Annotated in this window: 1 protein-coding gene; it reads right to left on the bottom strand. The window is 63.1% G+C overall.

The genetic code is table 11. The annotated features are described in order from the left end of the window. A partial coding sequence (locus tag A5766_RS18280) for an IS3 family transposase (RefSeq protein WP_064905822.1) occupies positions 1–563 on the bottom strand: 563 nt, incomplete at its 3' end. Between the last annotated feature and the right edge of the window lie 169 nt (positions 564–732).

The following is a 732-nucleotide window of genomic DNA, read 5'->3' as shown; positions in this document are numbered from 1 at the left end:
TCGCGCAGGGCTTCTGAGATGAACTCAGGGCCGTTGTCCATGCGCAGCACCATGGGCGGGCCACCCCAGATCGCGAAAGTCTTCTCCAACTCCTCGATCAGCCGTTCGGCGGTGATCGAGCGGTCCACGATGTTCAGCAGCGATAGCCGGGTGTGCTCGTCCACCATCGACGCGATCTTTATCGTCTTACCGTCGACAGAGGAATCGAACTGAAAGTCCAACGCCCACACCACTTTCGGTGCGTCCGCGACCACGACCGGCACCGACGATTGGCCGACCCGTTTGCGCCGCGGAGCACGCCGCACTTGCAGGCCCTCCTCCTTCCACAGTCGATGCACCCTCTTCTTGTTGATCTCGATGCCGTCGTCGAAGCGCAGGTGCGCCCACGCGCGCCGGAACCCGTGCCGGGGGTTCTTGCGGGCATACGTGCGTAGCTGCTCGCGCAGTGCGGCGTCCGGATCGGCCGGGGTGTGTGCGTGCGGCAGCCGTCGATAGGCGGAACGGGAAAGCCCAACTACCCTGCACGCCATACGTTCTGACATGTTCTTGACGTCTTTGAGCATGTCGATGGCGGCACGTTTGGCGGTCGGGCTCAGAATTTTCCCTTGGCGATCTCCCGCAGCGCGTCTTTCTCGAGTTCGGCATCGGCGAGCAACCGCTTGAGACGGCTATTCTGCTCGCGCAGCTCTTTGAGTTCCTTCGCGGCGTCACCGTCCATGCCGCCGTACTGGC

This window comes from Gordonia sp. 852002-51296_SCH5728562-b, from assembly GCF_001665475.1.
Taxonomy (GTDB): domain Bacteria; phylum Actinomycetota; class Actinomycetes; order Mycobacteriales; family Mycobacteriaceae; genus Gordonia; species Gordonia sputi.
This window is presented reverse-complemented; position numbering and strand designations above follow the sequence as displayed.